This is a genomic window from Cyanobacteria bacterium GSL.Bin1 (assembly GCA_009909085.1).
In the GTDB taxonomy this organism is placed as follows: domain Bacteria; phylum Cyanobacteriota; class Cyanobacteriia; order Cyanobacteriales; family Rubidibacteraceae; genus Halothece.
Genome location: JAAANX010000071.1, coordinates 1 through 25343, shown reverse-complemented (window position 1 = coordinate 25343; position 25343 = coordinate 1). Strand labels below are relative to the sequence as shown.

The 25343-nt window shown below is 43.1% G+C and carries 22 protein-coding genes and 1 pseudogene; 12 read left to right on the top strand and 11 right to left on the bottom strand.

Annotated features, from left to right (window positions below; genetic code table 11):
• Nucleotides 1-111: 111 nt before the first annotated feature.
• The gene (locus GVY04_09025; GenBank protein NBD16272.1) at nt 112-984 is read left to right on the top strand and encodes a 6-pyruvoyl tetrahydropterin synthase; all 873 of its coding nucleotides are present in this window, start codon (nt 112-114) and stop codon (nt 982-984) included.
• Here GVY04_09025 and GVY04_09020 read toward each other — a convergent pair.
• The gene (locus GVY04_09020; GenBank protein ID NBD16271.1) at nt 981-1892 is read right to left on the bottom strand and encodes a 50S ribosomal protein L11 methyltransferase; all 912 of its coding nucleotides are present in this window, start codon (nt 1890-1892) and stop codon (nt 981-983) included. The two genes, GVY04_09025 and GVY04_09020, sit on opposite strands and share 4 nt — an antisense overlap.
• Nucleotides 1893-2075: 183 nt before the next feature.
• Entirely contained in the window at nt 2076-3656 is a 1581-nt protein-coding gene (locus GVY04_09015) for a phosphoglycerate dehydrogenase (GenBank protein NBD16270.1), read from the bottom strand.
• A gap of 253 nt (nt 3657-3909) precedes the next feature.
• Here GVY04_09015 and GVY04_09010 point away from each other — a divergent pair, with 253 nt between their 5' ends.
• The 4 genes from GVY04_09010 to GVY04_08995 all read left to right on the top strand — a co-directional run bounded on the left by GVY04_09010 (nt 3910) and on the right by GVY04_08995 (nt 7817).
• Entirely contained in the window at nt 3910-4419 is a 510-nt protein-coding gene (locus GVY04_09010; protein NBD16269.1) for a hypothetical protein, read from the top strand.
• Nucleotides 4420-4482: 63 nt separating this feature from the next.
• Nucleotides 4483-5262 carry a photosystem II S4 domain protein gene (locus tag GVY04_09005; protein ID NBD16268.1) on the top strand — a complete coding sequence of 260 codons (780 nt, stop codon included), beginning with the start codon at nt 4483-4485 and terminating at the stop codon, nt 5260-5262.
• A gap of 126 nt (nt 5263-5388) precedes the next feature.
• Nucleotides 5389-7242, top strand: coding sequence for a dipeptide ABC transporter ATP-binding protein (locus tag GVY04_09000; protein NBD16267.1), 1854 nt, complete (start codon nt 5389-5391; stop codon nt 7240-7242).
• Nucleotides 7243-7310: 68 nt separating this feature from the next.
• The gene (locus GVY04_08995; protein ID NBD16266.1) at nt 7311-7817 is read left to right on the top strand and encodes a Ureidoglycolate hydrolase; all 507 of its coding nucleotides are present in this window, start codon (nt 7311-7313) and stop codon (nt 7815-7817) included.
• A gap of 193 nt (nt 7818-8010) precedes the next feature.
• Here the strand turns inward: GVY04_08995 and GVY04_08990 are convergent, their stop codons facing one another.
• Nucleotides 8011-8352, bottom strand: coding sequence for a hypothetical protein (locus tag GVY04_08990; protein NBD16265.1), 342 nt, complete (start codon nt 8350-8352; stop codon nt 8011-8013).
• A gap of 311 nt (nt 8353-8663) precedes the next feature.
• Between GVY04_08990 and GVY04_08985 the strand changes: the two genes are divergently transcribed.
• Entirely contained in the window at nt 8664-13814 is a 5151-nt protein-coding gene (locus tag GVY04_08985) for a diguanylate cyclase (GenBank protein NBD16264.1), read from the top strand.
• Between the two features lie 48 nt (nt 13815-13862).
• Here GVY04_08985 and msrA read toward each other — a convergent pair whose 3' ends face one another.
• Entirely contained in the window at nt 13863-14339 is a 477-nt protein-coding gene (msrA, locus tag GVY04_08980; protein NBD16263.1) for a peptide-methionine (S)-S-oxide reductase MsrA, read from the bottom strand.
• 186 nt (nt 14340-14525) lie between these two features.
• On the opposite strand from msrA, the gene GVY04_08975 reads away from it, so the two are divergent.
• Nucleotides 14526-16289 carry a hypothetical protein gene (locus GVY04_08975; GenBank protein ID NBD16262.1) on the top strand — a complete coding sequence of 588 codons (1764 nt, stop codon included), beginning with the start codon at nt 14526-14528 and terminating at the stop codon, nt 16287-16289.
• Nucleotides 16290-16317: 28 nt separating this feature from the next.
• Here GVY04_08975 and GVY04_08970 read toward each other — a convergent pair whose 3' ends face one another.
• Nucleotides 16318-16509, bottom strand: a complete 192-nt coding sequence (locus tag GVY04_08970) for a hypothetical protein (protein ID NBD16261.1) — start codon at nt 16507-16509, stop codon at nt 16318-16320.
• 190 nt (nt 16510-16699) lie between these two features.
• Here GVY04_08970 and GVY04_08965 point away from each other — a divergent pair, with 190 nt between their 5' ends.
• Nucleotides 16700-17044 (top strand): hypothetical protein, encoded by a 345-nt coding sequence (locus GVY04_08965; GenBank protein ID NBD16260.1) that lies wholly within the window; start codon nt 16700-16702, stop codon nt 17042-17044.
• 75 nt (nt 17045-17119) lie between these two features.
• On the opposite strand, the gene GVY04_08960 is transcribed toward GVY04_08965, so the two are convergent.
• The 5 genes and pseudogenes from GVY04_08960 to GVY04_08940 all read right to left on the bottom strand — a co-directional run bounded on the left by GVY04_08960 (nt 17120) and on the right by GVY04_08940 (nt 21283).
• On the bottom strand, nt 17120-17485 hold the full coding sequence (locus GVY04_08960; GenBank protein NBD16259.1) for a VOC family protein: 366 nt from the start codon (nt 17483-17485) through the stop codon (nt 17120-17122).
• Nucleotides 17486-18237: 752 nt separating this feature from the next.
• Nucleotides 18238-18915, bottom strand: a complete 678-nt coding sequence (locus tag GVY04_08955; GenBank protein NBD16258.1) for a phosphoribosyltransferase — start codon at nt 18913-18915, stop codon at nt 18238-18240.
• Nucleotides 18916-18927: 12 nt separating this feature from the next.
• Nucleotides 18928-20379, bottom strand: a complete 1452-nt coding sequence (locus GVY04_08950) for an RNA-splicing ligase RtcB (GenBank protein ID NBD16257.1) — start codon at nt 20377-20379, stop codon at nt 18928-18930.
• A gap of 59 nt (nt 20380-20438) precedes the next feature.
• Nucleotides 20439-20867: pseudogene (locus GVY04_08945) on the bottom strand (archease).
• A gap of 146 nt (nt 20868-21013) precedes the next feature.
• Nucleotides 21014-21283, bottom strand: coding sequence for a hypothetical protein (locus GVY04_08940; protein ID NBD16256.1), 270 nt, complete (start codon nt 21281-21283; stop codon nt 21014-21016).
• 250 nt (nt 21284-21533) lie between these two features.
• On the opposite strand from GVY04_08940, the gene GVY04_08935 reads away from it, so the two are divergent.
• The 3 genes from GVY04_08935 to GVY04_08925 all read left to right on the top strand — a co-directional run bounded on the left by GVY04_08935 (nt 21534) and on the right by GVY04_08925 (nt 23029).
• Nucleotides 21534-22058 carry a DnaJ domain-containing protein gene (locus GVY04_08935; protein ID NBD16255.1) on the top strand — a complete coding sequence of 175 codons (525 nt, stop codon included), beginning with the start codon at nt 21534-21536 and terminating at the stop codon, nt 22056-22058.
• A 6-nt stretch (nt 22059-22064) separates the two neighbouring features.
• The gene (locus tag GVY04_08930) at nt 22065-22337 is read left to right on the top strand and encodes a DUF3143 domain-containing protein (protein ID NBD16254.1); all 273 of its coding nucleotides are present in this window, start codon (nt 22065-22067) and stop codon (nt 22335-22337) included.
• A gap of 101 nt (nt 22338-22438) precedes the next feature.
• Nucleotides 22439-23029 (top strand): rhomboid family intramembrane serine protease, encoded by a 591-nt coding sequence (locus GVY04_08925; protein ID NBD16253.1) that lies wholly within the window; start codon nt 22439-22441, stop codon nt 23027-23029.
• Nucleotides 23030-23147: 118 nt separating this feature from the next.
• Here GVY04_08925 and GVY04_08920 read toward each other — a convergent pair whose 3' ends face one another.
• A complete protein-coding gene (locus GVY04_08920; GenBank protein NBD16252.1) occupies nt 23148-23864 on the bottom strand; it encodes a hypothetical protein in 717 nt (238 codons plus the stop codon).
• 209 nt (nt 23865-24073) lie between these two features.
• On the opposite strand from GVY04_08920, the gene GVY04_08915 reads away from it, so the two are divergent.
• The gene (locus GVY04_08915; GenBank protein NBD16251.1) at nt 24074-25102 is read left to right on the top strand and encodes a LysR family transcriptional regulator; all 1029 of its coding nucleotides are present in this window, start codon (nt 24074-24076) and stop codon (nt 25100-25102) included.
• Nucleotides 25103-25343: the final 241 nt, after the last annotated feature.

Below are 25343 nucleotides of genomic sequence, written 5' to 3'. Positions count from 1 at the left end.
ACAATGAAAATCATTTAACGCGAATGACAAACCAATAAATCACGCAATTTCAAGGACTTGCCCGCAAAATGTTAAAATTACTTTACAAAAGACCCTTAGCGACTCTTGACTATGAAATGTGTAATTAACCGTCGCGCCCAGTTTTCAGCAGCACATCGTTACTGGCTTCCAGAACTCAGTGCTGAAGAAAATCAAGCTAAATTTGGAGCCGGTAGCCGGTTCCCTGGACATGGACATAACTATGTCCTTTATGTTTCTTTAGAAGGTGAAATTGACCAATATGGCATGGTAATGAACCTGTCTGAGGTTAAGCCGGTCATTCGGGAAGAAATTACCGATCAACTCGATAACGCTTACCTCAATGAGGTTTGGTCCGAGTTTGGCGAAACCCTTCCGACCACGGAAAATATTGCCAGAGTGATTTGGCAGCATTTAGAACCTCATTTACCCGTCGTTAATATTCGTTTATTTGAACATCCACAACTTTGGGCTGATTATCAAGGGAATAACATGGAAGCATCATTAACTGTTGGCACTCACTTTAGTGCCGCACACCGTCTAGCGCGTCCAGATTTAAGCTATGAAGAAAATTGTGAAATCTATGGCAAATGTGCTCGCCCTCATGGTCATGGACATAACTACCATCTAGAAGTAACCGTTACCGGCGAAATTGATCCTCGTACCGGTATGATTGTCAATTTAGAACAGCTGCATAATATCTTAGAAGAAGTGGTTGTCGAACCCTTTGATCACTATTTCTTAAATGAAGATATCCCTTATTTTGCTGAAGTGGTTCCCACTGCAGAAAATATTGCCCTCTACATTGGCCAATTATTAAAAGCACCGACCACTGAGTTGGGGGTAATCCTAGAGAAAGTGAAGTTAATTGAAAGTCCCAATAATTCTTGTGAAATTAATTGTCGTTCTCTCAATGAACAAACCACCCCGGAGGTGACTCGTGAACCCGCTTTAGCCAATCATTAGTAATCATCCTCTTCTGCTGGCTGGCGACGGATATTGAAGCAACACCATTCTTTCCGTCGCCACATCGTTCCCACTTTCCAACCATATTTTTCCAGAGAATCAGCAATGGGCTGTGCTTTTTCGATGAGAATGCCACTGAGGATGCCCCAAGCCTGGGGTCGCGCGATCGCGCTCATTTCCGGAATCAGATCTAAAATCACTTCCGCTAAAATATTACATAAAATGCCGTCAAACCCCTCTGGATACATCGTCAGCAAACGCTTTAAGCTGCCTTGTTCAACTTTTAAGCGTTCCGGTGGAATCTGATTGAGATTGCCATTACCGCGGGTGGCTCGTATCGCTAGCGGATCAGTATCAACGGCATAGGCTTTTTCTGCACCCAATAACAAAGCAGCGATGGATAAAATACCAGAACCACAGCCAATGTCAGCGACCACACCACCGGTATTGCCAAAACTGTAGCGCATTTCCAACGATTCTAAACAGAGTTGGGTCGTGGGATGAACCCCAGTCCCAAAAGCAACGCCGGGATCTAGGCGTAACACCACCCGTTCTGTTTCAGCCGGAGGCGACAGCCAAGCCGGGCACACCAAAACGCGATCGCCGATTTCTTGGATATCCCAATGTTTTTTCCAACTGCTTGCCCAGTCTTGCTCATCAATTAAGTCCCAGGTCATACTGGGCAGTTCAGCGTTCACATTAAGCGCATCTTGATGAATCCAAAGCGATAAGGCAGCCAAATCTAGTGGATGTGCCCGCAGTTGAGGAAGATAAGCCCGCGCCAAAATCGCTTCCTGGTTGGTCTCACTCACCATTCCCTGACAGCCAAACTTCTCCAGTCGCCAGAAAAGGAGTTCCTCTAACGTTGGATGACATCGGATTTTGATTTCCCACCAACTATTTGTCATTTGCCATTTGTCATTTGCCATTTGTCATTTATTTTTGGAGAACGGGTTATCTCATCCTGACCAACGGTCGCCGGAGCTAAGCGTGAGGACAGGCGCCTCCCTAAACGGGAGGCGTAATCTTTGACCAACGGTTGAGGAAGGTGTAATCTCTGCGCGCTCATCTCCTTTGGTTATTTTACCTGTTTAGAGCTTAATGGTATAAGCGTCACGAATTCCAGGAATTTTCATGATTTCACTTAAAACACCTTCCGGTAAAGGATCGTCAATACTCAACACCATAACTGCATCACCACGAACAATTTTCCGTCCCACTTGCATACTGGCAATATTGACATTAAATCCGCCGAGTAAAGAGCCAATTTTACCAATAATCCCTGGCATATCCCGGTGTAACGTAAATAACATATAGTTATTGGGGGGAACATTAATTGGGAAACCATCAACATTGGTAATCCGCATTTCCTGATCGCTAAGCAGGGCACCAGTGACTGAATGCTCACCGAGAGATCCCGTCGCTTCCAAACGCAGTGAGCCTGAATAATCATGTACTGAAGCATCCTTGGTTTCAATCACCCGAATTCCTCGTTCTTTGGCTTCAATCGAAGCATTGACATAATTGACTCGTTCTCGCAACGCTTGGGATAATAAGCCTTTTAAAGCTGCAATGACAATCGGTTGACTTTGGCTATCGGTTAACTCCCCTTGCAGACGCACATTGAGTTGTTCAATGCGTCCGCCAGCCAACTGACTGACCAAGTTTCCTAACGTTTCTGCTAATTGTAAGAAGGGACGTAACTGTTCCAACACATCGGGATTGAGTCCGGGAATGTTAACGGCCGATCGCGCGGGTAATCCGAGTAAAACATCACGAATTTGTTCGGCAACATCCACTGCCACATTGGTTTGCGCTTCTTCCGTGGATGCCCCTAAATGAGGGGTCAGGACAATATTTGTTCCGACCTCTCTTAATTTAGATTCGCCAAGGGGTTCTTCCGCAAACACATCCAGGGCAGCCCCGCCAATGGTGCCATTTTCCACGGCAGTGGCGAGAGCCTCTTCATTAATGACCCCACCGCGGGAACAGTTAATAATTCGCGTTGTCGGTTTCATTTTTGCGAGGGCTTCGGCGTTAATTAAATTTTCCGTTTCTGGGGTGCGGGGTATGTGCAGGGTAATGTAATCCGCTTCGGTGAAGATAATATCTAAATCCACTAAGCGACAGCCGAGTTGTTCCGCTCGTTCAGCAGAAATAAACGGGTCATAGGCGAGTAACTTCATCCCCATGGCACGGGCTACCGTCGCCACATGAGAGCCAATTTTTCCTAAACCGACGACACCCAGCGTTTTTTTATAGACTTCCGAGCCAATAAATTGTTTCCGTTCCCATTTTTTCTCTTTCACGGATTGGTTGGCTTCCGGAATATGTCGAGAAAGGGCTAACATCATTGCTAAAGCATGTTCTGCCGCGGCAATGGTATTCCCTTCCGGGGAGTTAACCACCATAATGCCGCGACGGGTTGCAGCAGGAACATCAATGTTATCAACACCGACACCAGCGCGACCAATGATTTTCAGCTGGGTTCCTGCCTCGATGACGTCTTGGGTCACTTTTGTCCCGGAACGAACCATCAGGGCATCGTATTCAGGGATGGTTTGTACCAGTTCTTCGGGAGAGAGTTTGGTTTTGACATCGACTTGTGCGACTTGCGAGAGAATATCAATCCCCGCTTGATCCACAGAGTCTGAAACTAAAACTTTTGCCATTGGTTATTTATTTGAAATCAACATCAAGAGAGGGTGTCCTCTGCTTATGAGTTTAAGGGACAATGGGTCATTTTCCAGAGAATCCATATTTTCTCTCAAGCCTGAGCGTAGGGTATCTTTTCATCCTTTTGACCCTTCTGGGAGGGGAGTGGAAAGGCTGAGTGTTTACTTACGAGCGATGTTTGTCGTCTTCAGTTAACGGTAAAATATAAACTCTATAGAGTAATTGGCAAGTATAAGTCTTGATCAAGTAATGAAATATTTAATTGCAGTTCTCTCGAACCGAATCCAAGCCGAAGATGCCTATACCACGCTCTTGAAAGAGGGCTTAAATGAACAGCAAGTGGATATGCTAGGGCAAGGCTATAAAACCGCTGATGAATTTGGCTTAATTAATCCCAATCGTCAAGCGAGACAACAAATTTTTCGCCTGGCGACTTGGCTATTTCCCTTTGGCTTTGCAGCCGGATATGTATTCAATGTTTTAACGAAAATTTATTTATTCGATTGGGCGGGTCCTGTCGGTAATCATATCATTGGCGGTTTCTTCGGCGCGATCGCGGCGCTGATGGGGGCATTTTTTGTCGGGGGTGGCGTCGGGATTGCCTTTGGCAGTGGGGATGCCCTTCCTTATCGCAATCGTCTCAATGAAGGCAAATATCTAATTGTGGTGAAAGGATCAGAAGTGGTGAATGAGCAAGCCACCCGCATTTTACGCCAGTTCAATCCCGAAACCATCCAAGGCTATGAAGAGAATAAATAATCATGGGTCATTGGTTACCAATCACAACGGATAAACGACCCAGGACGAAGGACAAATTTTTATATGCTACCGAAAGATGAAATCCTCAAAGGGGTGGAAAATCGAGAAGAAATTACCCGAGTGATTGATGTTGCTGAACAAGCGATCAAAACTTGGGAAACGGTTTGCACTGATTTCCTTTCTCCCCCCGTTGCTGTAGAAGCCCAAGAAAAGTTTTCTCCGCTGACTGATATTCAGTTTGTGATCTGGGGGGGCTATCCGCAAGCGGAACGAGTGCGGATGGGAATTACTCGTGCTGAGTTACCTTTAGATCGCTCACAAGTGCCCATTGCTGCCTTAGATGTGGCAGGAAACTTTCTCTTTGATACCGCCAACCACCGGGATTTTTTAGGGGCTATTCTGGGCACTGGTGTGGTGCGGCAAAAAGTCGGTGATATTGTGGTCTTAGGAGAACGCGGGGCACAAATTTTAGTCGTTCCTGAACTGGTGTCTTTTTTAGAAGCGAATTTAACCCAGGTGCGCTCAGTTCCAGTTAAAACCCGTCAGATTGAATTAGAAGCGTTAAAAATTCGTCCGCCGAAAAAGAAAGAAATGACCACGGTGGAAGCCTCGCTACGTTTGGATGCCGTGGGTTCTGCTGCCTTTGGGATGTCACGGAGTAAAATGGCCAGCGCGATCGCGCAAGGCAATGTCCGCGTCAATTGGAAACCAGTGAATCAAGCCAGTTATTCGCTGCAAGAGGGTGATTTAATTGCTGTCCAAGGGAAAGGGCGTGCGGAAATTGGGGAAGTCTCTCTCACTAAAAAACAACGGTATCGCGTGCAATTAACCCGGTATCTCTAGAAAAGAGGACATGAGTCAATAGTGTGAGCAATCGATTCCGATGAGAAGGGTAAGATGAATAGCTTCCAGTGAGAAGTGTTATAGTAACCAGAAATAAGCTATAGAGAGTTTCTCACGGAGATACTGATGGGAGATGCGGTCATTGATGTTCGGAACCTGAAAGTTGAGTTTTTCCTAGAAGACCAACATTTAATTGCAGTCAACGGCATTAATTTTCAGATTCCCCGAGGACAAACATTAGGTTTAGTGGGAGAATCGGGTTCCGGAAAATCAGTAACAGCGTTAGCATTGATGGGTTTAGTGGGGACTCCCGGTGAAGTCACTGCCGGTGAAATTTACTTTCAATCTTCTCCGGATACACCGCCTCTCGATCTCCTAAAACTGCCCAACGCACAACGACGAAACTATCGGGGTGGGAAAATGGCGATGATTTTCCAAGAACCCATGAGTTCTCTCAATCCCGTTTATAATATCGGCTTTCAGATTACCGAAGCAATTCGTCAACATCAGAATGTTTCTCCCAGTGAAGCACGAAGACAAGCGATCGCGCGTCTCCAAGAAGTAAGATTATTACCGTCTGATGACATCCTGCGACAAGACTGTCTCCTCGAAGATAACCGCCTTAGCGAAGCTGAAGTCAATCATCGCATTAACGAACAAAAACGGGCTTTTCTTGAACGCTATCCCCACCAACTCTCCGGTGGCCAATTGCAACGAGTGATGATTGCAATGGCAATTTCCTGTAATCCGGCATTGCTGATTGCGGATGAACCGACAACTGCCCTTGATGTTACTGTCCAGAAAACGATCTTAAATCTCTTGCGAGATTTGTGTCAGGCGCGGGGAATGTCCATGCTATTTATCACCCATGATCTCGGTGTCGTCGCAGAAACTGCTGATCAAGTGGCTGTAATGTATCAGGGAAATCTTGTGGAATCGGGACACATTCACAGTATTTTCACCGATCCGCAACATCCTTATACGAAAGGCTTATTGGCATGTCGCCCGCGTTTAGACCAAACCTTAGCCTATCTCCCCACTGTTAGCGATTTTTTAACTGGAGATGGGCAAGTCAAAACCGCCAACCCCACTCTCCAGCGGCAAGACACTGGTATTGGCAGAGAGAGCGCAGATCATGATAATATGCGTGGTGAAGATAGTAGCCTGGTCAGTGCTCCCTTATTAACTGTACAAAACTTACAAGTTGGGTTTCCTTTGCGAGGAATTTTTGGACAACCGAAGCGATATTTTATGGCAGTGAATGGGGTTTCTTTTACTGTTTATCGAGGGGAAACCTTAGGGTTAGTGGGTGAATCGGGTTGTGGCAAATCCACCTTAGCCCGTACCCTCTTAAAACTAATTTCTCCCCTCCAGGGACAAATTTTCTTTAGTGGAGAAAACATCACCCACTGGCAAGGAAAACGTCTGCGTCGTTTGCGTCGGCAAATGCAAATTGTCTTTCAAAATCCCTATAGTTCTCTTAATCCTCGTCTCAGCATCGGCAAAACGATTATTGACCCCCTAAACATTCATCAACAATATCAAAATTCTCGGCAACGGAAAGAACGCGTTGGTTATCTCTTAGAAAGAGTGGGTTTAAGTGCCAATGATATGAATCGTTATCCTCACGAATTTTCGGGCGGACAACGGCAGCGAATTTGTATTGCTCGTGCCCTGGCTTTAAATCCGCAGTTTATTATTTGTGATGAGTCAGTTTCTGCCCTTGATGTTTCTGTGCAAGCGCAAGTTTTGAACTTACTCAAAGAGTTACAAGACGAATTCAATTTAACCTATATCTTTATTTCTCACGATCTAAGCGTTGTTAAATTTATCAGCGATCGCGTTATGGTGATGAATAAAGGCAAAATTGAAGAAATTGGCAGCGCGCAAACAATTTATCAAACTCCGGCAACAGCCTACACCCGGAAATTAATTGATGCCATTCCTACCATTGAAAAGCAATTCAAAATGAGTCATTAGTCCTTCGTCCTTGGTCATTTGTCGTTAGTTATGATCTAATTCACACTGGAAACACAGGACAAACAATCATGAATCAAGAACAAATAACAATTAAAACCCTTCCTGCAGAGTGGGTGACTCAAGATGCTTTTGCCCCTTATGGACAACTCATCTTACCAGCAGCAGATGGCAAGCCTTATGACCAAAACGATGCGCAATTGGACTTAAGCCAAGGACAACCCCGTTTTTATATTATGCAGTTAACGCAGCGGGGTAAACAATTCCATCGCATCACTCGTCATCAACGGTGTACGCAATGTTTAGGGGCATTAGAAGGGAAAAGCTGGCTGTTAGCTGTTGCGCCTCCTAGCACTGATCCAAAACCCAATGTCAAAAAACTAAAAGCCTTTCAAATCCCCGGTCATTGTTTTGTCAAACTCAATAAAGGAACCTGGCATGCCGGACCTTATTTCGAGGATAATGTGGTGAATTTTTACAATCTAGAATTAACCGATACCAATGACGTTGATCATTTCAGCTATGACTTTTTAAAATCAGAAGGTATGAGTTGGCAAATTGATGCGATATGGGCTTAAGCTATATCGAGACCTCAACAGACCCCAAAAACTCACAGACGAGAATCTGGGAATGATTTCTTTTGGAACACGGGATAAACCTGACTGCCCAGCTGTAAGATATAGTTGTGGGGCACTTAAGAAATCTACAGTTGGGCAACCTGTTAGATACAAAGCCCCGACCACATTCCGCTAACAATTGGTTGGGGGTAGCTCACAATTCGAGTAATGATTCAAATTCTTGGCGCAGACAATCGGAATTAGCAACTCGCCCCACTAATAAACTTTCTTCTTGCACTACCGCTAGTTCTTGCTTCCAGTGTTGAATCGGTCCTTCAGACTGTATCCAGAAATTAACAATTTCCGCTAATACTTGATCCCAATCCCAATCTGGCTTATGAGGAATCATTTTTGTCGCCTTAATTAAGCCATCTAGAGAACAGTCATAACTACCGAGATATGTCTTGCTACGATTCCGTTTACGAGAGAATTGGTGTTGAAATTGAACAAATTTCCCAATGGGAGTAACACCAACAATATTGAACGTATAAGCCATAACAAATCAAGCTAAACTTGTCCATGCTGTGTTTTATATTCTAAACACCTGGGATCGCACAAAATGGTTTATACTAAACATTTCTTCAAAAAAAGTATAAAAAAATTCTTACTTTGTCAGATCAATACAAGCTAGAAAAGGTCCATTTGGTTATGGAGAATCTGAATCTTTTGGAAGACTTGAATTATACTCTTGACTCTCTGCGTTCGATTGTGAATGATTTAGAAATCAATCCGCCTCAGTTTCTTGGGTGCTTACAATTTTCCTCCTGTCCTTATACTTAAAACTAATATAGAGTAGCTAAGACTTCGATGTTGGTATCACTAAAAGGGTATAAAAATTTAGAGAAAATCTCTGAAGGAATTCAGACTGCTCTTTATCGAGGAGAGCGTATCCGAGATCGCCAAAAAGTTGCGATTGCATGTTTAACCAATCAACATCCAAGTTTTACCGAACTCACAAAATTTCGCAATCAATATATTATTACCCACAACCTCAATTTAGATGGGGTAGTCAAGACTTATGCCTTGGAGAGCTTCGGCAATGGGTGGGCTCTAATTATGGAGGATTTTAGGGGGATTTCTTGGCTAGAATACTTTGCCGTTAGAGAGAATCAAAATTTATCAAGGCAGCAATTATCAGATTTTTGGCACATTGCCATTCAAGTGGGAGCCATTCTGGAAAAACTCCAGCAAAACCAGATTATCCATCAAAAAATCCAGCCACAAAATATTTTAATCGCTCCTGACACGAAACAAGTTAAGTTGAGGGATTTTAGTCTAGCTTCCCTCTTGCCGAAAAATAGGCAACTGGAGCAAAATCCTAGTTGTCTAGATGATATTTTGCCCTATACTTCTCCAGAACAAACGGGAAGAATTAATCGGGGTGTCGATCATCGTACTGATTTTTATGCTTTAGGAGTAACTTTTTACCAACTGCTGACGGGACAACTGCCGTTTTCTCAGAGTAATCCCCTTGAATTAGTTTACTCTCATATAGCACTCGAGCCGATTCCTCCCAGACAAATCAATCCCAGTATTCCAGAAATGTTAAGTCAGATCGTTCTTAAATTGATGGCTAAAAATCCTGAAGAACGATATCAGACTGCTTGGGGACTAAAGTACGATCTAGAAGAATGTCGGCAACAATGGCAAAATCAGAAGGAAATTACTAGCTTTAGCTTGGGATGGCGAGATATTTGCGCTCGCTTAATGATTCCCCATCAACTCTATGGCAGAGAACAGGAAGTAGAAACATTACTAGGTGCTTACAATCGAGTCTGTCAAGGCAATAAAGAGTTACTGGTAGTGTCTGGCTCTTCTGGTGTAGGTAAGACCGCCTTAATCAAGCGAGCCAGTCGCTCAATTCTACGAGAACGAGGTTATGTTCTGAAGGGAAAATTCGAGCAGTTTCTATGTAATCAGCCTTTAGCAGCGATTCTATCTGCGTTTCAAGGTCTAATTTTTCAACTGCAAACTGAAAGTCCTGAAAATCTTGAGCATTGGCGACATCAGTTGCTACAAGCTCTAGGAGATAATGGACAGCTCATTATTGATGTAATTCCCGAATTAGAAACAATTATCGGTAAACAGCCTCCTGTTGTCGAATTAGAGCCTAATGCAGCTCAAAATCGATTTCAGCTAGTTTTTAGGCAATTTATTCGCGTTTTTGCTACTAAAGAGCGTCCTTTAGTTATTTTTCTTGATGATTTACAGTGGGCAGATTTAGCTTCGCTCAAATTTATCCAGCTTCTAATGAGCGATTCAGATATTGGCTATTTGTTACTTATTGGTGCTTATCGAGATAACGAAGTTAGCCCAGTCCATCCCCTAATTTTAAATTTAGAGGAGCTCGAGCAAAATATTTGCGAGTTTGAGGATACAGCGGTGGCAGTAAATTATATCGGTTTATCTCCACTCAATTGTCTGACTCTGAACAGCATGATTGCCGATACTCTTTCTTGTTCGGAAGCTTTAGCCTTTCCCTTAAGCGAGTTAATTTGGCAGAAAACTCAAGGCAATCCTTTTTTTACCATCGAACTCCTGCACTTTTTACACCAAGCCGGATTAATTACTTTCAATCGCGCTCGGGGTTGTTGGCAGTGCGACATTGCCAAAGTAAAAGTTTTAGCGGTTAGTGATGATGTCGTCGAGTTTATGGCTCAACGATTGCAACAGCTCTCGACAAACAGCCAAAATTTATTAAAAATAGCTGCTTGTATCGGCAATGAATTCGCTTTAGACACCCTAGCAATTGCTAATGGTCAATCAGAACTAGATACGATAATCGAGTTGCGCCAAGCTTTACAAGAAGGCTTAATTTTACCAATTAGCGAAATTTATCAGTTTACCCTTAATCAGCAAGCTACAGTTAGAAAGGATTTTTCTCCTGGTGTTTCCTATCAATTTTTACATGATCGAGTTCAGCAAGCAGCCTATCGGCTAATTCCCGAATCAGAAAAGGCAACCACTCATTTTCAAATCGGACAATTATTATTAAATCAAACCTCAGCTAATGACAGAGAAGAGAAAATTTTTGCCATTGTCAACCATTTAAATCTAGCTATTGAGTTAATTTCCACACCATCCGAAAGAAATCGTTTAGCCCAGTTAAATCTGACGGCTGGTGACAAAGCCAAAACTGCCAATGCATATCATAATGCCTGGGAATACTTCTCAACGGGATTGGAATTACTAGCGACAGATGGCTGGCAAACTCAATACGAACTGACTCTTGCTTTATCTGTCGCAGCAGCCGAAGCCGCTTATCTCTGTGGCTATTTAGAGCGAATGGAAGAGTTAGTTGTCACTATCCTACAGCATGGGCGCTCTCTCTTCGATCGGATTAAAGCCTATGAAGTTAAAATCTATGCCTACATCGCCCAAGGAGAACCACTGCAAGCGGTAAAAATTGCCTTACAAGTTTTAGAGCTTTTGGGAGTTCGTTTTCCCCTCAAACCCCATAAAATACAACTGTTATGGGCGTTAATTCAGACAAAATTGATTTTAGCGGGAAAAGAAATTGCTAATTTAGTCGATTTGCCCAGAATGTCCGATCCCCAGCTATTAGCAGTGGCAAAAATTATGAGTATTGTGGGTTCTCCTGCTTATAATGCTACTCCCAATCTTGTCCCTTTACTAGCTTTAAAGGCAGTTAATTTATCGATTCAACATGGTAATACTGCGATATCTATTTATGGATACGCCAGTTATGGAGTAGCGTTGTGTGGCTCGTTAGGACAAGTCGATGCGGGTTATCAATTTGGTAAATTAGCCTTAAATTTATTAGAGAAGTTCCAAGCTGAAGAATTAAAAGCCAAGACATTAATGGTTTTTAATAATTTTATTCGACATTGGAAAGAACATCCCCAACCAGGATTAGAATCTCTTAAAGATGCTTACTGTAGCGGATTAGAAACAGGAGATTTAGAATTTGCTTCCTATTCTGCTTTTGTCTACAGTTACCATTCTTATCTGATTGGTAAACAATTAACAAAACTCGAAGGAGAAATCTTTCAATATCTAGATTATATTAGTCAATTTAAACAAGAAACAGCTCTTAATTTAGTTAAATTATATCATCAGGTCGTTCTTAATTTAATAATAAGAGAAGACAATCCGACCTATCTAAAAGGAGAAAGTTATAACGAAGAAACCACTTTGCCTTTACTTTTAGAAGCTAATCATCTTTCAGCGATTTGCCATTTATATTGTCATAAATTAATCTTATGCTATCTGTTTGAAAAGTATACCGAAGCTTTAACTAATGCCAACAATACTGAACTGTATCTAGATGGAGTTAAAGCAACTTTAATTATTCCCTTATTTCATTTTTATGATTCCCTGACTAGATTAGCTGTCTATGATTGCGCCTCTTTTTTCGAGCAAAAATTTTTGATGAGAAAAGTCAAAGCCAATCAAAAAAAAATTAAAACCTGGGCTAAATCCGCTCCGATGAATTATCTGCATAAATATTATTTAGTAGAAGCAGAAAAACAGCGAGTTCTTGGGCAATATCTTCAGGCAATTGATAATTACGAACAAGCTATTAAATTAGCAAAAGTCAATCAATACCCCAATGATCTAGCTTTAGCTCAAGAATTAACTGCTAAATTTTATTTGAACTGGGGCAAAAAAGATATTGCTCGATTATATTTAACTAATGCTTACTATAGTTATGTCCGTTGGGGGGCAACAACCAAAGTAAAAGATTTAGCTCAAAACTACGCTCAATTACTTGCACCGATTCTCAACCCAAAATTAACCCTAGTTGAGAAACCCAATCCCACTGATATCTCTACTTTAAAAATCAAGAGCGACCACCTGGATTTAAGCACAATTATTAAAACTTTTCAAGCGATTTCTAAAGAAATTAAATTAGATAGATTGTTAGCCATTTTGATGGATTCAATTCTCAAAAATTCTGGCGCTCAAACAGGTTCTTTAATTGTCTTAGACCAAGAATCAAAAAACTTTTTGGCAGCAATCAGTATCGTCAATAATTTTCCAAAAATTGAGTTTGATCGCTACGAATTAGAAGCTTTAAAGCAAAATTTACCCACCAGTATCATTAACTATGTTAAGTTTACTTCTCAACCCATAATATTAGATGAGCACCTAGAAAATACCATTTTTATTGCCGATCCTTATTTAATTAAATATCAACCCCAATCAATTTTATGCTTCCCCATTTCCCATCAACAAACATTAATTGGTATTCTTTATCTAGAAAATAATTTAACCAAAAATATTTTTACTAGCGAGTGCTTAGGAATGCTAAATATCCTTTGCGATCAAGCTGCTATTTCCTTAAAAAATGCCAATCTATATTTAGATTTACAGCATTCAGAACTGAGAGAAAAACAAAAAGCCGAGCGATTAGAAAAATCTTTATCACAACTCAAAAAAAATCAACAAAAACTGCTGGAGATGCAGCAAAAATTAGAACACGATGCTTTTCATGACTTACTAACGGGTTTACCCAATCGGGCTTTGCTGATAAAATTACTAGAAAAATCGATTTTTCTAGCAGCACAATATCCTCAATACCTGTATGCTTTTTTGTTTCTCGATCTAGATCGTTTCAAAATAATTAATGATAGTTTGGGACATTTAGTTGGGGATGAATTGCTAAAAGAGGTTGCTCAAAGACTAATAACTTGCGTGCGTAAAAGTGATACAGTTTCACGTTTCAGTGGAGATGAGTTTGCCATTTTGCTAGAAAAGATTGAAGATAAAGAAGAAGCCACTGTTATTGCTCAACGAATCCAAGAACAGTTTTCTCGACCTTTTTCTTTAAATAACCAAGAAATGTATGTTAGTACTAGCATTGGGATTACTTTTAGTACTTTCAATTATCAACAACCAGAAGAGATACTGCGAGATGCAGATACAGCAATGTATCAAGCCAAATCTCAAGGAAAAGGGCACTACTTTATCTTCGATCCGACTCGGGCTAGATAGGCGCAAAGATATAGAAGAATTGTTTTGGGTTGGAGCAAAAGGGATACCTTAATTTTCTTCTCGGTGCTGCTGTTTTTGGTAATAGTTTTGATGACTTTCATCAGCCGGGTAATACGCAGAAGCAGGCTCAATTTGAGTGACAATTAGTTGCTCAAATTTTCCCGACAACCCTAATTGGTGTTTTGAGTGTCTCGCTTTGATTTCTTGGTCTCGGTCATGATAGAAAATTACTGAGCGATATTGTTCACCGCGATCCGGTCCTTGACGATTTAACTGAGTTGGATCGTGAATGGACCAGAAAACATCTATTAACGTTTCATAACTCACTTGCTCAGGATTATACTCGACTTGCACCACTTCAGCATGACCGGTGATACGTGAGAGCACGTCGAGATAACTAGGGTTCGGGAAATGGCCGCCCATATAGCCGACTGAGGTGGAAACGATACCATCTACCTTCTGAAAGGCGGCTTCAACGCCCCAGAAACAACCGGCACCAAAAGTCGCTGTTTTCTTTAATGTCATACTTGGGAAACTTGCTGCTTAAGTTTGCTCTGACCAATGGTGACAGCAGGTACCCTCTAGTTTAGAGAGCTCTAATCTGTCACTCCAATCAGCCAATCCAATTGGGTAATCGAGGTCAATCCTTGTTCCTGAAATGGCAGGATCGGTTTAGGATGAACTTCTGTTGCTAACCTAACACGGGCTATTATGAATCTTGCTATCCCAACCCGGACTCGCGCGCAAGAATCCCGCGCCGCGATCGAGCGAATCTACATTATTATGCGCCATTTGTTTATTCGGGGGTACTACAAACCTAATGGGGCTTCTGGTGCTGCTCTAAAAGAGGCTTTGTTGGCACTGCAACCCGAAATTTACGGTTCCATTGCCGACTCAGAAAAAGTGGAACTCAACGGCTTAGTGTATGTCATTGATCGCTTGCCGCGGGGCATTGAAAAGTGTCGCTTTGTGAAATTAGTGGCTGCTGAAGGTTACGGGGATTCTGGCTTTGAAAAAATTATTCCTGCTAAACGCCGCCGCAACTGCTATCGCATCGATGATGAAACCATGCTGATAGAAGTGACGCGGGGACGCAGTGAAATTTACGATATCCTCACCCATTTGACCTTTATGTATGTGGAAGCGAACAAAATTAGCGAACACGCTTTAGAGGAAAATCAGCCGACTCAAGAATGGCTGAAACTGGAAGAAATCGTGACAACCCAGATCAATAACAAGCGCCCCCCTTCTTCCCAAGTGGAAGCGCAAGAAGTGAAAGAAAGGGCATTTTCCTACGCCAGTACCTTGTTGGGACGAACTTATGCGGAAACGGTGCAAGCCTACGAACGCTTCCAAGCAGCAGGGTCGAGTAATAATGGCTTCTTTCAAATTATCTATTGGCTGGGACGTTTAGCGATGGAAGAAACCCAAAGCCGCAGCGATCGTCAAATTTCTTTTAGTCCTGCCCTACGAGAACGCATTGGACATCACATTCATGGGGAAAAATGGGCCAGTGAAGTGAAAGCCTTCTTACTCAACCATCATTTATGGGAACGCCCCTTACATATTATTAGCGCCAACTTACACAGTATTCTCAATAGTTTATTTGCATTTCCCGCTTTAAAGCCGAAACTGGGTCCCTGTAGCATTGAAGAAATGGCACGGGAGCTAAACTTACCCGATAACGAAGCACTCAACCAACAGATTTGGGAATTTGCCGAACAATATGGGATGTCTTATCTGCCCGATCGCGCTGGCACTAATATTCCCATACAACTGTTTGATACCGCTTTGCTTCCTCTCGATTTACTCAGCCCGGAACTTCAAATTGACCGCGAGTCGCTCGAAACCGAAAAGCCAGTCCTCTTGGTGATGGATTATGCCTTTGGCGAACAAGCCTTTGAAATTTTTGATGAACTGCTCAAACCTTACAAAATTGATCAGGAAGTAAAAAACTTGAATTTACGTTCAATTTCGGTGATGGGGAAAGCTGGGACTTTGGTTGGGGAGAAAGGAGATCTCATGATTCCGACTGCTCATCTGTTTGAAGGGACAGCTGATAACTATCCGTTTACCAACGAGATCCAACCTGAAGATTTTGCCGAGACAGGGCTTCCGGTTTACAAAGGGGCAATGATTACCGTTTTGGGAACATCTTTACAAAATGCTGATATTCTGAGGTATTTCAAAGAATCGTCTTGGAACGCGATCGGTTTAGAAATGGAAGGGGCACATATGCAAAAAGCCATCCAATCCGCTGCTAAAATTCGTCGCAGCATTGATGAAAATGTCACGTTACGTTACGCCTATTATGCGTCTGATAATCCTTTGCTATCGGGGAGCACTCTGGCCTCAGGGAGTTTGGGACAACTGGGAGTTAAACCAGCCTACGCCATTACTTTGAAGTTTCTCAACCAAATTTTCACTTCCAGCACCCATTTGGGAACCAATAAAATGCCTTTGATATCAGAATAGAGGGATTAATGAAGACGCTGCAATTTTTTTAATCTTGCAAAAAATCCACTGCCAGTTGATTGAACCGTTTCGCTCCTTCAAAGTTAGGAACATGACCGGTATTGTCTATGACCTCTAAGCGAGAACCTTTCAAAATACGGTGCATTTCCTGGCCACAGGGTAAAGGAACGGCTTTGTCTTCCCTCCCCCAGACCAGAAGAATCGGAATCAACTCTGACATATCTCTATCTATCCTAAGTTTTGTCTTTTGTTAGAGTGGCACGGAAGCATCATTGGGAGCTAACCCTAGTGTTAGACCAACTAGCAGCTTGCTAAGAAAGAAAATGCATAAATTCTTTCTCCTCAACATATCAAAGAACAACACACCAAAATTCTTAGCCTTTAGAACCACTAACTCAAGAGAAATTCCTATGATTAGTAAAAAACTTGTTTTCGGTTTAATCGCTGTTGTTGCTTTCACCACTCCTGCGGCTGCTCAACAATCCCAAACCTCAGTCCAACGCGCCAATACGCAAAATGCTGCGGTTAATGGCTCCAGTGCTTTTTCTAACACCGAGCTCAATAATCAGCAAATTCAGTTGGAACGCGATGGCTTCTTCAATCAAGATCCTCAAGGTCAACTTTCCATTCAAGAGTCCAACACCAGCAATGCTGCAGTTAACGGCTCCAGTGCTTTTTCCAATACTGAGCTGAATAATCAGCAAGTGCAAGTTGACTCCGAGGGATACTACCATCACTATCCGCTTAGCCACTAAGTTTTTCGAGGAGGGGACAGAATACTCCCCTCCTGAATTGATTCAAGAGAACTAACATTGACTTGATGCAATTTCCTAGGCACGAGTGAGTAATTCTAGGTTATGACCATTGGGGTCATAGAAATAGAAGCCTCGCCCTCCTTGTCTGTGGTTAAATTGTCCTTTATTTTGATGCATTGGGTCACTACTATATTCGAGACCCGCTTTTTCGATCCGGGCGAAGATCGCATCAAACTCTTCATCACTGACGTGAAAAGCATAATGATGGGACTCAAAGTTGTCGTGATCCGAAAAATCAAACGTTAGCGTTTCATTAATCGGTACTGCTGCAAAATGACCAATAGGAGTTTGAACCTGAAGACCAAAAATCTTGGCAAAAAACTGAGCCGAAGCTTTTTTGTCGTGTGAAGGAACGATGGTGTGATTGAGAGTAATTTTCATCTCGCACCTCTTCGATAAGGTTGAGCGATTTTCTTCGATCTTAATCGGTTTAGCAATTTGAGCTCGAGCAGTACGGCAATCATCGATTTTGAACCTAATACTGTAGTTGTAGTTATGAAGAATTAGGTAAGCTGATGCGCATTTAAATTGGGATTTTTGCAGCCCAGACTCCTTGCAGTAAGCCTTTTGAGCAATCAAAATAGATGCATAACAGCTTATCATTCTCTTCTTATCAATGAGTCCTTCAAATGCAAAATCCCAGTCTTGCATTGGCCCGTGTTCGTCTAGAGGGCTGACCAGTATTGGCATCAGGGGCTTTCTGGAGTTGCTTGACCATTATCTCCTTAAAACCAAATATCGACAACGGTAGTATAAGTGACCCCACTCATTGGATTTGTTTAGTTTACATCCCGAAGCATACGTCTTGGTGAAGCAGTGCGGTCTTGGGGGTTCCCCCATGAGCAACTGCTGAACCCGAAGGGTTAAATCAAATCGAGTGCTAGTTCAGCATTTTAATGAGACGCTTACTCAAAAGAGGTAACTTCGTCTCGACTCATGATCTCAAGCAACAAATTCTTGATTTTATCGCTTACTTCAATCGGACTTTAGCTAAACCCTTCATCGGGAAATTTAAGAGTTTTCCTGAGCCAAATTAACCTGCTCACTTATTTTTGCCAGGCTGCACTAGGGACTCTTTTTGAGATTCTCTCAGCTGGTTCATGGCTTCATTCTCCTCATCTTATTCATTCGAGTTAATTCGAGTGAGTTGACGTTGCTGGTGCATCCTGAACCGCCAGTGCCAGCAAGTGGCGCACCTCCTCATCGGTCGTTGGCGCAAAGTCTTCGTACCAGAGACTAATCGAATAGAGTTCCTCTGGCGTGACAAGACATACAACTTCATCCACCTCAGTTTTCAGTTCGTTGCAGACACTCGGTGGTGCTACCGGCACAGCAACAACGATACGGTCCGGTTGCTGCTGCTTAATTGTAGACAAAGCTGCCCGGAGCGTTGATCCCGTAGCAATCCCGTCATCAATGAGAATGATCGTGCGCTGACTGAAATCAGGAACCGGACGAGACCCTCTGTAAGCGCGATCGCGTCGGTTTAACTCTAACCGTTCGCGCTCGGTCATTTGTTCAATCGCTTTCTGAGAAATCCCTAACGAGTGGACAACAGATTGGTTCAGGACAACGACTTCTCCGGTCGCGATCGCGCCCATTGCTAGTTCTTCGTGTCCTGGTACACCCAATTTGCGCACGAGGCAGATATCTAAAGGTGCATTGAGTAGCTTAGCGACTTCAAATGCCACTGGCACGCCACCCCGCGGTAAACCTAGTACGAGCACATCTGAGCGATTCGCATAAGTTGATTGCAGTTTTCTGGCTAATAATTGGCCGGCTTCAGTTCGATTGCGAAATTTTGTTTTCATCTTCTGATCCCCTTACCCTTTGACAACAGCGATGGGATGCAAACGAGCCACTTTGCGAGCGATCCCCGCTTGAGTGACCGTTTCTACAACCCGAGTCACATTCTTATAAGCTTGTGGCGCTTCTTCGGCTAGTCCTGGCATTGAACCGGCACAGACATTCACACCTTCTTTTTTGAGTTGTTCCCGCAAGCGGTCCCCCCGAATCGTCCGTTTCGCCTGACGACGGCTCATCACCCGTCCCGCACCGTGGCAGCTTGAACCAAAAGAAAGGGCTTCGTTCGCTTCCGTTCCCAGAAGAATCCAACTTTCCGTTCCCATTGAACCGGGAACCAATACGGGTTGACCAAAAGGACGATATTCAGTAGGCAATCCGGCAAATCCCGGACCAAACGCTCGCGTTGCACCTTTGCGATGAACGCAAACGGTTAATTGTTCTCCTGCAATCAAATGAGTTTCAATTTTTGCCATGTTATGGGCAATATCATAGACCTGACGTAGCGGAGACTCTCCCGCTTGCAAGCCAAATACGGATTGAAAACTACGCCGTGCATGATAAGCCAGCGCTTGACGGTTCGCAAATGCAAAATTGGCAGCAGCTTTCATTGCGGCTAAGTACCCTTGACCTTCTGGGGAATTCAAGGGCGCACAAACTAATTCTCGATCCGGCAATTTGATGCCATAATCAATGACTGCCTGCTGAAAGGCTTGCACATAGTCCGTACAAACTTGATGGCCAAACCCCCGAGACCCACAGTGAATTTGCACAACCAGACATCCGAGTTGCAACCCCATTACTGCTGCTGCTTCTGGGTTAAAAATCTCTTCCACTACATCAACTTCAAGGAAGTGATTGCCTGCACCTAAGGTTCCTAACTGACCTTTCCCTCGCTTTTTCGCTCTTTGACTGGCTTGATCGGGATCAGCCCCTTCTAAGCAACCAAATTCTTCGGTTCGCTCTAAATCTTCTTGCGTGGCATATCCTTGTGCTAACGTCCAGCGTGAACCTTGACGACACACTTGATCGAATTCTTGAGCCCCTAAAGGGAGACTCCCCCCTTGACCAACCCCACTCGGACAGTTGCGATATAACGTACTGGCTAAATCCTCTAAATAGGGGAGAGCACTTTGGTAATCAATCTGGGAAGCTAAAACGCGCACACCACAGTTAATATCATAACCAACGGCTCCCGGTGAAATAATGCCAGACGGTACGCGCGATACCATGACCCCACCAATCGGCATACCGTACCCTTGATGGACATCCGGCATAACAGCAACGTGCCCTACTAAAGTTGGCAAACAAGCAACATTAACCGCCTGAGTAATGGATAAGTCTCCGAGGGCATCTTCGATTAATTCCTCGTTGGCAAAGATCCAGACCGGGATCTTCATTTCGGGATTAAAAGAGGTAGGGATTTCCCACAGATAATCATTGAGATGATGTAAATCTTGTTTTCTAATCATTGTTAGCCCCTCCTCTGCTTGAGTGGGATGGGGCATCGTCGTTGTCACCTATTTTTCTTTTATACGTCTAGGACGATGGTGACTTCCCACCCCCATTCTGTTTCACCGATCGATAAATTGTGATAGGTCACTGCTTTTATTTCCTTGAGCCATTGTTGAGTTGGTGCGCCGGTGATTTAGGCTTGCAAGCTCGTTTCATCAAGATGCTCAATTTGGATTTGCTCAAAGCCTAAGCCCTCATTTTCATGGTAGTAAAGCAATTCATTTAACCAAGCCACTAACAAACTTTCGTAGTCAATTGCTTGGAGTTGAATGGACCGCGTGATTTGATTTTCAGGCGCTAACTCCATTCCCGCTAGAGAATAAAGTCCGAAAGCGGCTTCAACGAACAATTCTGCTAAATTTTTACTCCTCACTCGATAAGCCCAATCAGCAGTATGTTCAATTTCTTCAAAGTTTTGTGGTTGAGTGCAGTGGCGACTTGACATCTGAATACACCATTAATTCCAGATGATTGAGTGTTTCTCAACCCCCTATCCGACCCTCTGTTTAGGGATTGAAAACAACTTTCTTAACCCAGTGAAAAATTTGATTTCCACCGGATTCTGAACTGAAAAGAGTGAAGCTAGTGAGATCAGTGATTACTGACGAAAATTTTGTCTTTTGATCCAGAAGGTAACCTGAAGACAACGTCTTCTCTTTCCCCAAAGAATTGTTCTTGCCTTTCTCTGACATCATCTGGAAGCGTCAATAGTTCACTGCTTTCCCGTTGGACTAAAATCGTTTGTCGTTGTTCGCCCTCACCCACTTGCTCATAAGTAGCCGTGCTAAAGTAGACACGGTTCCCTTCTTGATAGGACTCAAATCGCCAAACTGTCTGACTATAGCTTGGAAGTGCTACCAATAATGTTAGCGATAGAACGAATAGTGATAGTAGTTGTTTCATTGATCATCACCCCCTTCTATTGTATAAAATCAAAAAGGCTATGTCGCAAAGAATAAAAAGAGCAATCAGACTCTCGGGAAAAATTCTTAAATTCAGCAGCGATGCCAAAGATTTCGTTGCAGTTGACCGCCTTCCCCGGTCAAAATGGGTGAAAGAGAAAATGTACTAACCTTAGTTAACGTCACGTTAAACGTTTTAAACTCCAACAATGGCAGCGACTAATCCTTCTACTGCTATCTCAAAACGATTTGCTCATAGTTATTATGGACAGCTTGGACTGCACCCCTCCGCCTCTCCGTTAGAGATTCGACGGGCTTATCGAGAATTGAGTAAATACTACCATCCAGACACAACCGAGTTACCACAGGATGTAGCGAAAGCAAAGTTTCAAGCCCTTAACGAAGCCTATGCGACATTGAGTAACCCACAACGGCGAGCCCTCTACGATCACCAAATTGGTTATTCCCGCTTGAATGTGATCCAACCGCCACTGCATTTTCAGGCTCGCGAAAAGAGTACTCGTCAAGTGATGAATAGTGCTTATCTCGATAGCAGCGATCGCCCGCTTTCGTCGGGGGAAATTTTTGTCTTACTGATTTTAGGCGTAACTTTCCTTGCCTGTATCTTATTAGTCATCGTGATTGGCCTCACTCGGGGTGAAGGAGCCTTCCGAGTTCCTGAAATTTCTGAAACCTCGACTTTACTTAAACCTTACCTATTCTGGATTCGCTAGTTCATTATGGATTTTCCCTCTGCAGATACGCCGTTATATAATCATCCTTTACCGTTAATTGAAGAGTGGTTAAAAAATTTAGGCTGCCAACAAGATCGTGAAGAATTACACTGTTGGTCGATCAAAACTTCCGATTGGCAAGCTGAAATTGCTTTAGAAGTAGAAGAAATTACAGTTTCTTATCTAAATTCCGGGGAAAATAATGGAGATCTGACCCGTTCTTTTCCCTATTCCTTAAGTCGTGAAGATATTGAAGCTGCCGTTTTTTCCGGTCCCTAAGCTTTTTCTGAAAAGTGCCATTTTTATGATTATGCACTTTCCCTCTCTTCCATAGCACTACTAAATAGGAAACATCAACTCAACCCATTTTTATAGAGAATATGACCCGCTATCAGGATACAAAAGGAACTGTCCAAGAATTTAAACAACAACTTACGATTTTATTTGGACTCTTAGCTGTTTTTTGGCTAGTTGAATTAGTTGATTTATTTCTCCTGCAATCTTACTCTCTGGATCGGTTTGGGATTGCTCCTCGAAATATCTTAGGTTTACGAGGCATTGTCTTTGCCCCTTTTTTACATGGTAATTTACCTCATCTAATTACGAACACTGTGCCCTTTCTGACCTTAGGTTGGTTAGTCATGTTACAGGAAACCAAAGATTTTTGGCGAGTCACTGGCTTAACTATGCTTGTAGGTGGTTTTGGGGTTTGGTTGATTGGTCAACCCAATTCAATTCATATTGGAGCAAGTATTTTAATTTTTGGTTACTTAGGATTTTTGCTCTTTCGGGGATATTTTCAACGCAATGCCCCCTCGATCGCGCTCTCCATTATTGTTGGTTTATTTTACGGTAGTTTAATTTGGGGGGTTCTTCCCAGTCGGGCTGGCATTTCTTGGGAAGGACACTTGTTTGGCTTTATTGGTGGGGTGATTGCCGCCCGTTGGATTGGCAAGTCTAGACGAAGTTAAATACTAGTCATTAGTCATTGGTCATTGGTCATTTGAACAGCAGCTAACCCTTCCTTATCTCCTAATTTCCCAAACCCCCAACCCTTCCCCTATACGCCAACGCTAACGGGTTACTGAGTCAAAAGTTTACCTTTGCCGTAACCTGAATCAGCCAAGGATGGGCTAACCAGAGTCCATAAGTAAAAATGGCGACGCCGAGATAAGCGGGACGAAGAAATTCTTGTAACTTTAAGGTTTGACGACCTTGGACAATGGCAAGAAAAGGAATCACTGAGGTGCGTTGTTTCGCTTCAGTAAAAGCACTGCCGTAACGAGAAGCGAGGCGGCGATCGCCGTGCCAAACGGCAAAAAAGTGATGGGCGATTAGCCCAAGGGAAGTCAGTAAGGTAAAAGATGTGCCAATCCATAACGTATGGGCAATACACCAAATGACTTGCCCCACCATTTGTGGATGACGGGTAATGCGAATAATGCCCGTTTCGTAAAGATGAACTTGCGGTTTGTCGATCGCTGCAATTTCTAATAAGTTAAAAGTAGCGGGATAGAGAAATAAAAATGAGAGGGCTGACAAGAACCAAACCGTCGGAAAAATGCCCGGTTGACCTTGCACTTGCCACAACTGTAAGCCATCGTAGCGATGATTGAAGAAATAGAGAATTAAAATAACAGCTAAGGGAATACTGACTAAGGCAAACCCCACCCGGTACAATCGTGCCCCAATTATTTTTTCTCCCCAAGGACGGAGTGCCGCTAAACCACTGTGGGCAACAGCAAATCCAACTAGCAATCCTAACATTATCCAATGACTTGTTGTGAACCAGTTTTCTCCATTCATACGTCAATTTCAAGGCTGACCCTGCTTACTCATCCTAGCCTATTCTTGCGCTTGGTAAAGCTTACTCCTTAAAGCGTTGTGATTTCGTGTTACTGTCAATTCAGAAGCGGTCAGCAAGGTTGCCTTTTTCGACCCTTGGTCATGACCCTTTTATTGAAACGTTAGTTTATTGCTTATTTTCCTTGTATTCTCCTCTCTTTGGCGAAAAGATGTCAGATATACCGTTTTCTCTCGATCAACTGCGAATCTTAAAAGCGATCGCTGCAGAAGGTAGCTTCAAACGGGCAGCGGATACTCTGTATGTGTCTCAACCAGCAATCAGTCTGCAAGTGCAAAACTTAGAACGCCAGATGAATGTGCCGTTATTTGATCGAGGGGGGCGGCGGGCGCAACTTACAGAAGCGGGACAACTCCTACTGACCTATGGCGAGAAAATCCTCTCCCTGTGTCAAGAAACTTGTCGCGCCATTGAAGATCTGCAAAATTTACAGGGCGGAACCTTGCTCATTGGGGCCTCCCAAACGACGGGAACTTATCTCCTCCCTCGTATGTTAGGTTTATTTCGACAAAAATACTCCGATGTTTCGGTGCAACTGCAAGTGCATTCGACCCGTCGCACCTCCTGGAGTGTTGCGAATGGGCAAGTGGATCTGGCGATTATTGGCGGTGAAGTCCCAACGGAATTACACGATACCCTGCAAATCTTCCCTTATGCTGAAGATGAACTGGCCCTGATTATGGGCAGTTCTCATCCGATGGCAAAAGAGGAAGCGATTCCAAAAGAAGACCTTTACAAACTCAATTTTATTACCCTTGATTCTCAATCGACGATTCGGAAAGTGATTGATCAAGTTTTAACGCGATCGAGCATTAATCCAAAGCGTCTGAACATTGAAATGGAATTAAATTCCATTGAAGCGATTAAAAATGCTGTTCAATCTGGATTAGGGGTTGCCTTTGCCTCCATTTCTGCCATTGAAAAAGAACTGCAAATGGGGACCCTCTACCGGATTAACATTGAAGAGGTTGTGGTCAAACGAACGCTCTCTTTAATTATTAATCCCAATCGCTATCGTTCTAAAGCAGCAGAAGCATTTATCCAAGAAATTCTTCCTCAATTTTGTACAAATGGCTGGTTTACTGGGAAGGAATTAACGCCGCCTCCTGGTCATTATCCTCGGCAACGTCCCCTTCCCGCATCCGAAGTTGAAAACTCTCCGCCTTCTGAAATTAGTTAACTGGCAAGAGCGCGAGAACATAAGTCCCGCGCTGTAATCTCTGATTCAGCGTCGGGATATCCTCACTTCCTCGTCGCTTCGCTCCTGCGTCGCTGCGTTGGAGTCTCGCCGTTGATTGACCGGAGCTTTAGTGAGGAGGTTCGATACCCCGAAATCAACATTTACCAATAAGTTATTTATGTGGTAAAATGAAGCTATGATTCTAAACTACACTTATCGCATCTACCCAAATAATCAACAA